At 70.5% G+C, this 8,583-nt stretch carries 9 protein-coding genes; 4 read left to right on the top strand and 5 right to left on the bottom strand.

From position 1 onward, the window contains the following. Positions 1–155 precede the first annotated feature (155 nt). From ACFXB5_RS05870 to ACFXB5_RS05885, 4 genes are all read left to right on the top strand, one after another. A complete protein-coding gene (locus tag ACFXB5_RS05870) occupies positions 156–1,571 on the top strand; it encodes a hypothetical protein (RefSeq protein ID WP_385202861.1) in 1,416 nt (471 codons plus the stop codon). A gap of 25 nt (positions 1,572–1,596) precedes the next feature. Continuing rightward, positions 1,597–2,445: a YhjD/YihY/BrkB family envelope integrity protein gene (locus tag ACFXB5_RS05875; RefSeq protein ID WP_385202864.1), complete on the top strand. Its 849-nt coding sequence runs from the start codon at positions 1,597–1,599 to the stop codon at positions 2,443–2,445. Between the two features lie 202 nt (positions 2,446–2,647). Continuing rightward, positions 2,648–3,286 carry a glycoside hydrolase family 25 protein gene (locus tag ACFXB5_RS05880; protein WP_385202867.1) on the top strand — a complete coding sequence of 213 codons (639 nt, stop codon included), beginning with the start codon at positions 2,648–2,650 and terminating at the stop codon, positions 3,284–3,286. 96 nt (positions 3,287–3,382) lie between these two features. Then, positions 3,383–3,691 (top strand): hypothetical protein, encoded by a 309-nt coding sequence (locus tag ACFXB5_RS05885; protein WP_020868286.1) that lies wholly within the window; start codon positions 3,383–3,385, stop codon positions 3,689–3,691. Between the two features lie 34 nt (positions 3,692–3,725). On the opposite strand, the gene ACFXB5_RS05890 is transcribed toward ACFXB5_RS05885, so the two are convergent. The 5 genes from ACFXB5_RS05890 to ACFXB5_RS05910 all read right to left on the bottom strand — a co-directional run bounded on the left by ACFXB5_RS05890 (position 3,726) and on the right by ACFXB5_RS05910 (position 8,196). Then, positions 3,726–3,956 (bottom strand): EF-hand domain-containing protein, encoded by a 231-nt coding sequence (locus ACFXB5_RS05890; protein ID WP_385202945.1) that lies wholly within the window; start codon positions 3,954–3,956, stop codon positions 3,726–3,728. A 149-nt stretch (positions 3,957–4,105) separates the two neighbouring features. Then, entirely contained in the window at positions 4,106–4,753 is a 648-nt protein-coding gene (locus tag ACFXB5_RS05895) for an N-acetylmuramoyl-L-alanine amidase (RefSeq protein WP_385202870.1), read from the bottom strand. 461 nt (positions 4,754–5,214) lie between these two features. Further along, positions 5,215–5,718: an ATP-binding protein gene (locus ACFXB5_RS05900; RefSeq protein WP_044569715.1), complete on the bottom strand. Its 504-nt coding sequence runs from the start codon at positions 5,716–5,718 to the stop codon at positions 5,215–5,217. 301 nt (positions 5,719–6,019) lie between these two features. After that, positions 6,020–6,787: an enoyl-CoA hydratase/isomerase family protein gene (locus ACFXB5_RS05905; RefSeq protein ID WP_385202874.1), complete on the bottom strand. Its 768-nt coding sequence runs from the start codon at positions 6,785–6,787 to the stop codon at positions 6,020–6,022. A gap of 197 nt (positions 6,788–6,984) precedes the next feature. Then, on the bottom strand, positions 6,985–8,196 hold the full coding sequence (locus ACFXB5_RS05910; RefSeq protein ID WP_385202875.1) for an Ig-like domain-containing protein: 1,212 nt from the start codon (positions 8,194–8,196) through the stop codon (positions 6,985–6,987). Between the last annotated feature and the right edge of the window lie 387 nt (positions 8,197–8,583).

Genomic DNA, 8,583 nt, shown 5'->3' on the forward strand with positions numbered 1-8,583 from the left:
CGAAACGGCCCGCCGCCGCGTTTCCAGAACCTCGGACCGCGGATCGAGGAGATGCGCCGCCCACCGGGGTGACCAGCGCCGTGACGCCGCCACTCTCCGGTGGCGCCGGCCTGCGTCCGGTGGCGCCTCCCTCCGCCCCGCGCGAAGGAGGACCCATGGATCCGTCCGCCGACGCCTCCGGCCCCGCCGGGCCCCACCCGCTGAGCGGAAGCGAACGACGGGAGTACGAGCGGCTGCGCGGGGTGGCGGCCGTACGTCACCGGCGGCTTCACCACGCGGGCGCGTGTGTGCTGCTCGTCCTGGCGGTCCTGCTCTCCCCGCTCGCCGTCGTCGCCACCTGGCTGCACGAAGAGATCACCGACCCTCATCGGTATGTCCAGACCGTCGCCCCGATCGCCAGGAATCCCGGTGTCCAGTCCACCGTCACCAACCGGCTCACCAAACGCGTGGTCGACCGGGTCGACGTGCCCGCCATCACCGCCCACCTCGCCAGGAACCTGGACAAGACCGGAGCCCCGTCCGTCGTGGTGGACGGCACCCGGATGCTCGGCGGGCCGCTGGAGAGCGCCCTCACCAACGCCGTGCACCGCGTGGTCCACAAGGTGATCACCAGCGATCAGTTCCCGTTGGTGTGGGACGCGGCCAACCGCCGCGCCCACGCCGCCGTCGTCAAGGTCCTCACCGGTGAGGGCACCAGCGCGGTCCAGGCCCGCGGGAACGCGGTCGTCCTGGACATCGGCACCCTTGTCGACAACGTCAAACAGCGCCTCGTCCGGGCGGGCTACGAGAAGGCCGCCAAGATCCCCCATATAGACCGGCAGTTCACGCTGCTGCGAACGGACAAGCTCGACGAGGCGCAAGGCGCGATGCGTCTCCTCGACGTCGTCGGCACCTGGCTGCCCGCTGTGACGATCGTGCTCGCCGCGCTCGCCGTGTGGGTCTCCCCCGCGCATCGGCTCACGCTGCTGGCCGCCGGGATCGGCACGGCGGTGATGATGATCGCGCTGCTGGTCGGCCTGGCCGTGGTGCGCGGCGTCTATCTGGACTCCGTCCCGCCCACGGCCCTGCCCCGGGGCCCGGCGGCCTTCATCTTCGACACGCTCGTACGCTTCCTGCGCGAAAGCACCCGCACCCTCCTCGTCGTCGCGATCGTCACCGCTCTCGCCGCGTATCTGTACGGCCCCGGGCGCGGGGCCCGCGTCGTGCGCTCGGCCGCGGCGCGCGGCACCGGCGCCATCGGCCGGGGCCTGGCCCGCGTCGGAGCCCGCACCGGGGGGTTCGGCCGCTGGCTGGACACCCATCGGGCCTGGACCACCGGCGTGGCGATCACGGGCGGCGCGCTGGCCCTGGTGCTGTGGAACCACCCCACTCCGGCGTCCGTCGGGCTCGTCCTCGGCATCGTCGTGGGGGCCCTGGCACTGCTCGGCATCCTCGCCGGGGCGTCCGGGCCTGCGGTGGGCGGCTCTGCGGGGAACGGCCCCACGGCGTCTGGCCCCACGGCGGACGGCCCCGCCGCCGACGGCCCCTCGGCGTCCGGCCCCGCAACGGGCGGCCGTCCCGGGCATCCCTGACGGCCGGGCGGCCGGGCGGTATGCCATGAGGGGGCCGCGGGCGCTGTGGGAGCGCGTCACGACCGCCATCGGCGGCGGTCCGGCCGCCCGGTTCCTGGAGCGGCTGGTGGCGGTGAACGTGCTGGAGGCCGCCACCCGGCTGGCGGCCCAGGCGTTCCTCACCGCCCTCCCCCTGCTGATGGCGGTGGCGGCCTTCGTCCCCGATGCGTTGCAGCATCTCCTGGCCGACTCCCTGCGCTCGGTGGTGGGCGTGCGCGGTGACGTCCTCGACGAGGTACGCCGTACGTTCACCACCCCGGGAACGGCCAAGAACACCTCGGGGGTCGTCGGACTGCTGGTCGCCCTGGTGTCCGCGACGGCGTTCAGCAGGGCGCTCCAGGCGATCTGCGAACGGTGCTGGGGGCTGCCGAGGGCGGCGGTGCGTGTGACGGCGTGGCGCTGGCTGCTGTGGCTGCTCGTCTGGCTCGCGGTGCTCCTCGTCCAGGCGCCGGTGCGCAGGGGGTTCGGTACGGGCATCGTCTCCGGGCTGGCGCTGTCCCTGCTGTCGGCCGTTCTGCTGTGGTGGTGGACCCAGCATCTCCTGCTGAGCGGCCGCGTCACCTGGACCCACCTGCTGCCGGGCGCCGTGTTCGCCGGTGTGGGAACCGTACTGCTGGGTTACCTCTCCCGGCTGATCATGCCCGTGGCCATGGCCCGCAGCCTCGGCGACTTCGGCCCGCTCGGCCCCGTTTTCACCCTTCTGACCTGGCTGATCGTCGTCTTTCTCATCGCCGTGGCCGGTCTCGCGGCCGGGCCGGCGGTGGCCTCGTCGGCCTGGTACGCGCGGACCATCCGCCCGCCGCGGGGACGGGAACGTCCCCCTGGACGCCCCTGAACGCCGCCTCGAAACAGGGCCCGGGGGATGGCCAAACCCTCGGGTCCGCTTCTCCTCCCGTTCTCCTCCCGCCCGTCGCTCCCGTCACCCTTTGTGTGGCGCCGAACGGCTGCGGATCGAGATCCCGTCCCAGTAGGGTCCTGCGTACGAGAGGGGGAATAACACCCGTGTATTCACCCGTTCTTGACCCGAGGTAGGCGCCATGCTGCACGGCATCGACGTGAGTTCGCACCAGTCCACGTTCGACGCGGACGGACTGGCCTTCGTCTTCATCAAGGCCACCGAAGGCCGGTCGTACATCAACCCGAAGCAGACCTCGCAGGCGTCCCGGGCGCGCAAGGCGGGATGCGTCGTCGGCTTCTACCACTTCCTGTGGCCGGGCAACATCTCGGCGCAGGCGCGCTACTTCGTCGAGAAGTGCGCGTCCCAGAAGCACGATCTGCTCGCCGTGGACTGGGAGACCACCGGTTCCGGCACCCGCGCCAGCAACGCCGAGAAGGACCGGTTCATCCGCGAGGTCAAGAAGCTGCGGCCCACGCACCGGGTCATGCTCTACTGCAACCGGAACTTCTGGCTCAACTACGACACCACGTCGTACGCCGGCGACGGCCTGTGGATAGCGGACTACGTGACGGCGGGCAAGCCGCGCATCAAGGCGAAGTGGCGGATCCATCAGTACACCGACCGCCCGCTGGACAAGGACGTCGCGAACTTCTCCAGCAAGTCCGCGCTGCAGGCCTGGGCCGACCCCAGCCGGGCGGCGCTCACCGCCGATGAGGAGGCGGAGGACGTGGCGGACGTGGCGGACGTCCACACGGCGGAGGACGCGGAGGACGCGTAACGTCGAGGACAGGGCCTGACCGGGTCCCGGAGGCCGGGTCCCGGAGGCCCCGGGCCCCTCGGGGCGTTGTCGGTGGGGGCGCCTACGCTGCCCGGTATGAGTTACGCAGACCTGCGCGAACTCCGCAGCGCGCTCACCACCGCGTCGGACATCGCCTTCTCGCTGGACGCCGCACCCTCCGGGCCGGAGACCGAGCTGCTCACCGACGCCCTGCGGCGGGCGCTCGCCGCGGCGGGATCGCTGACCGCCGAGCACGGTTCCACGGGCTGCCCGGAGCATCCGCGCGGGGCCGTCGATCCGCTGTACGGGGATCCGGACGACCCGCTGCCGCCCGGCTACGGCCGCTGTCTGCTGTGCAACGACCGCAGACGACGGGCCGGCGCACAGCGGCGCGGCTGGCGCTGAGCGCGCCGGCCGCGCCGTCGTCCGTACGGCCCGTTCAGCCGGTCTTCTCGCCGTCCTTGTTCTGGGCCGCCCAGAACTCGTCGAAGGTGAGCAGCCCGTCACCGTTGGAGTCGTGGGCGTTGATGACGGCCTGGGCGACGGGCTCCGTGACATACGGGTCCCCCAGCTGCGCCATCACGCTCTTGTACTCGGCCGCGGTGATCTGACCGTCACCGTTGAGGTCATACCGCTCGAACGCCTTGCGCGCCGCCTCGATGTCCGCCACCTGTTCCGCCCCTTCCATACGTTTCCTGACCCGCACAGATTAGCGGTCGGGGGTGGCCGGTTCGTCTCGGCCGTGTCACGGCGCGCTCGGCATTCGGTTCGCGGCGTACGCGGCCTACGAGGCGGAGGCATACGCCGCGGTGCGCGGCCTCAGACTCCGCGGCGTACCCGGCTCCCTCCGTTGACCAGCCTCATATAGCGGTCCCAGTCCCACAGCGGGCCGGGGTCGGTGTGGTCGGTGCCGGGGACCTCCACATGGCCGATGATGTGGTCGCGGTTCTTGGGGATGCCGTAGCGGTCGCAGACGGCCGCGGTCAGGGCGGCGGACGAGGCGTACATCTCGTCCGTGAACCACTTGGGGTCGTCCACCCAGCCCTCGTGCTCGATGCCGATGCTGCGGTTGTTGTAGTCCTTGTTGCCCGCGTGCCAGGCGACGTCCTTCTCCCGGACGAACTGCCCGATGTAGCCGTCGGCCGAGGCGACCATGTAGTGGGTGGAGACCTGCTTGGCCGGGTCCTGGAAGATCTTCATCGCGTCCGGGAAGGTCTCCTGCGTCACATGGATGACGATGAAGTCGATCGGATACGAGGTCGGGCGGCTGGAGACGCGGTAGTTGGAGGTGGAGGCCGGGATCCAGTGGGTGGGGGGATAGGCGGCCACGCGGCGGCGGTGTCTGCCGTCGGCGTGGGCGGTGGTGGTCGTTGCGGCCGTGGCGGCGAATCCGGTGGCGGCGGTGGCGAGGTAGGCGCCCGAGCGGAGCAGGGCGCGCCGGGTGGGGGTGCGGCCGTGCGCTTCCATGGGGGGTCTCCCGAATGTCGTGGCAATGTCGTAGCGGGGACAAAGGGGGTGACGCGTGGGGGTGTGACGCGCGTAGCGCGGTTCCATGGTGAGTCCTCGGCAGGGCCATGCCAAGAACCGCCACACAAAGAAAGATTTCGTGTCACGGTCTGGACCACTGAAATTTCGAAAGAATCAGGTCGACAACAAAGGAAATTTGCCACTCTACCCGCCATTAACAAGGCAAGTGTTACAGCTCACCTGGGATTGGCTTGGAACTGGTCTACCGTCTCTGCGATAGTCGGGCCCGCGACCCCCATTGACCCGAGCGAGGTCGCTTCCCCCGAATGCCACGGCGAACACCCCTTTCGCGCCATGGCCGGGGACGGAAGAGGCCCCCGTGCCGTCGCCGCGCGACAACACGGGGGCCCCTTTCAGCCTCTTTCACCCTCCGCGGGAGATCCGCAGCGGCGTACGTGCGATCAGTTTTCGGCCACTCGCATCTCGAACCAGGTCGTCTTGCCGCACGGCAGCAGATCGACCCCCCACCGCTGGGAGAGCTGATCGACCAGCATCAGCCCGCGCCCGCTGGTGTCGAGCTCCCCCACCGGCATCAGACACGGCAGCCCCCGGGACGGGTCGCGGACCTCGACCCGGATCCAGCCGCGCCGCCGCAGCATCCGCAGCCCGAAGGTGCGGGCGCCGGTATGCCGTACGGCGTTGCCGACGAGCTCGGAGACCAGCAGCACCGTGTGCTCGGCGAGCTGAAGGCCCAGCCCCCAGTCCCGCGCCACCACGAATTCGGCCATCCGGCGGGCGGTCCCCGCGGACTCGGGGCGGGAGGGCAGCCGCACCTCCTCGCACGCGGGGTTCCCGAAGAGGTCAAGCGCCCTGAGGGCCAGGTCGTCCTCGACGGACGGCGCCCCCCGCACCGCAGCCGTACCAGTGCGCTGCTGCGGCTGCTCCATTCCCTCCAAGCCCGCCATGCCCCCCATCATGGCCGCCCAAAAGGCCATCCGGAGCGGAACCGTGGGATTCCGAACACCGGAGCCCCAGGCTCCATAAATCCGATCCGACATATGCCAAAGGCAGTTGGGGAACCGCAACGCCCCATCTGACCAGCGATGTCACCGCGCGTACGCGTGATCACCCAGCGTACCGGACCGGGTCAGTCGAGGGCCGACCGTTGGCGAAGAAAATTCGCTCGCACGGGGCATACCCGGCTCCACGACCTCGGCCGGGGTGACGTCGCGAACCCCGGCCGAGGCGATCGGAACCGGTCGGGTGTCAGCGGAACGTGGCCTTGCCCGGCCCGTCCTCGACAAAGCTGCGCATCCCGGTCTCCCGGTCCTCGGTGGCGAACAGCCCGGCGAACCAGTTCCGTTCGATGGCCAGACCGCTGTCGAGGTCCGTCTCCAGCCCCCGGTCCACCGACTCCTTGGCCGCGCGCAGCGCGATCGCCGGGCCCTTGGCCAGCTTCGCCGCCCAGGCATGGGCCTGCTCATAGACCTCCTCGGCCGGTACGACCCGGTCCACCAGACCGATGGCGAGCGCCTCGTCGGCCTTGACCTGACGGCCCGTGAAGATGAGGTCCTTGGCCTTGGCCGGGCCGACCAGCCGGGCCAGCCGCTGGGTGCCGCCCGCGCCCGGGATCAGGCCGAGCAGAATCTCGGGCTGGCCGAGCTTGGCGTTCTCCGCGGCGATCCGGAAGTCGGCGCACAGCGCCAGCTCGCAGCCGCCACCGAGGGCGTAGCCGGTGACGGCGGCGACCACGGGCTTGGGGATCCGGGCCACGGCGGTGAAGGACTCCTGCAACTCACCGGAGCGGACCACCATCGCGGCGTGGTCCATCTCCCGCATCTCCTTGATGTCCGCGCCGGCCGCGAACACCTTCTCACCGCCCCAGATGACCACCGCGCGCACATCGTCGCGGCGGGTCACCTCGGCCGCGAGCTCCCGCAGCCGGTCCTGGGTGGCGATATCGAGCGCGTTCATCGGGGGGCGGTCAAGGCGGAAGGTGGCAACGCCGTCGGCAACCTCGAGGTTCACAGTCATGAGCGCAGGTTAGCGCCCGCTAACACGCGAGCGGAGGGCCGGGGCGGGTGCCGGGCGGGATGCCGTGCCGGTGGTGCCGGGACGGGTGCCGGGAGGAATGCCGGGACGGGTGCCGGTCGGATGCCGGTCGGATGCCGGTCGGATGCCGGGAGCGGCGCCGGGACGCCCCCGACGGGGCGCCCGGACACCGGCCGAGGTCACGCCTTCCACTTCTCCCAGGACATGTTCCAGCCGTTGAGCCCGTTGTCCGGCTGGACGGTCTCGTCATGGGAGTTCTTCACGATGACCACATCGCCGAGGATCGACTTGCGGAAGAACCAGGACGCCGGGGTGGAGGAGTCCCCTCCGCCGCGCTGGTCGAACAGGCCCACACAGCCGTGGCTGACATTGGACGAACCGAACGTGGGCCGCCCCGCCCAGTAGTTGCCGTGGATGAAGGTGCCGGAGGTCGACAGCCGCATGGCGTGCGGCACGTCCTTGATGTCGTACTCCCCGTCGAAGCCGACCGTGGCGCCGTCCATCCGGATCACCGGATGCTTCTCGCTGATCACCATCTTGCCGTTGTAGGTCTCGTGACCGGGTGCGCCGGAGGTGATGGGGATGGTCTTGATGGTCTTGCCGTCCCGCTTGACCGTCATCTTCTTGGACTTGGCGTCGACGACGGAGATCTGGCTGCGGCCGATGGTGAACGTCACGGACTTCCGCTGCTCGCCGTACACCCCCGGCCTGCCCTCGATCCCGTCGAGGTCCATGCGGAGCGTCACCTTGGTGCCGGGCTTCCAGTACTCCTCCGGCCGGAAGTCCAGCCGGTCGTTGCCGAACCAGTGGCCCTCGATCGGCACCGACGGTGAGGCGCTGACCTTTATCCCCTTCTCCACGTCCGCCGGGTGGGTGATGCCGCGGTTGAAGTGGAGCGAGACCGGCATGCCGACGCCGACCGTCGTGCCGTCCTCCGGGGTGTAGATGCCCACGAAGGTGTTCTTGGGACGGAGGGTGGTGAAGGTGGCGTGCTCGGCCGTGGTCAGACCGTGGGCGTCCTTGGCGACCGCGTCCACGGTGTAGGTGGTGTCCGAGCGGAGATGGGCGTCGGGCCGCCAGCTCTTCCCGCCCTGGGCGATCTTCCCCTCGACCGCGGTGCCCTTCGCGTCCTTGACCTTGACCGAGGACAGGGTGCCCTTCGCCGAGGTGACCTTCAGCGCACCGTTGGTGTCCACGCCCTTGGCGCCGTCCTTGGGCGCGATGGTCACCACGGCCCGCGAGGTCTTGGGCCGGTCGCCCTTGCCGTCCTCGCCCTTCTTACCGTCGTCGGAGCCGCCTCCGCACGCGGCCACCGCCATCAGCAACGCCCCGAGCAGCGGCGCGAGAAGCCCCTTGCGGCCGCCCCGCGCCGCCCCCGGTATCCGCCGCATCCTCACAACAGGTCTCCCCTCCCCCGGGCCGCGCCCCCGCGGCAAACCCGATAACGCGCAGCCGCGCCTGGCGATAGGTAATCACACGCCACCGACAGGGGAATCCCCCCGATGGTCACGTTTCAGTCCCAGGCCGGAGAGGTCCCAGGATGATCGGCTGGTGGCGGTTGCGGCCGGGCGCCATAGAGCCCCGGGTTCTGAGGTCTTCCGGCAGGGGGTACCTCCCAGCGGTAGCAGGGGGCGAGCCGAAGGGGCGCGTCGCTGTCGAAAGGGAGAGCGCGCGCAGGGAGCGAGGTGCGAGCGACCGAGCACGGTCGACCGTCGACAGGGGGCACCTCCCAGCGGTAGCTGGGGGAGACTGAAGCGCCCCGGAGGCGAACCGAGCCT

This window comes from Streptomyces sp. NPDC059455 (genome assembly GCF_042750115.1).
GTDB lineage: Bacteria > Actinomycetota > Actinomycetes > Streptomycetales > Streptomycetaceae > Streptomyces > Streptomyces endocoffeicus.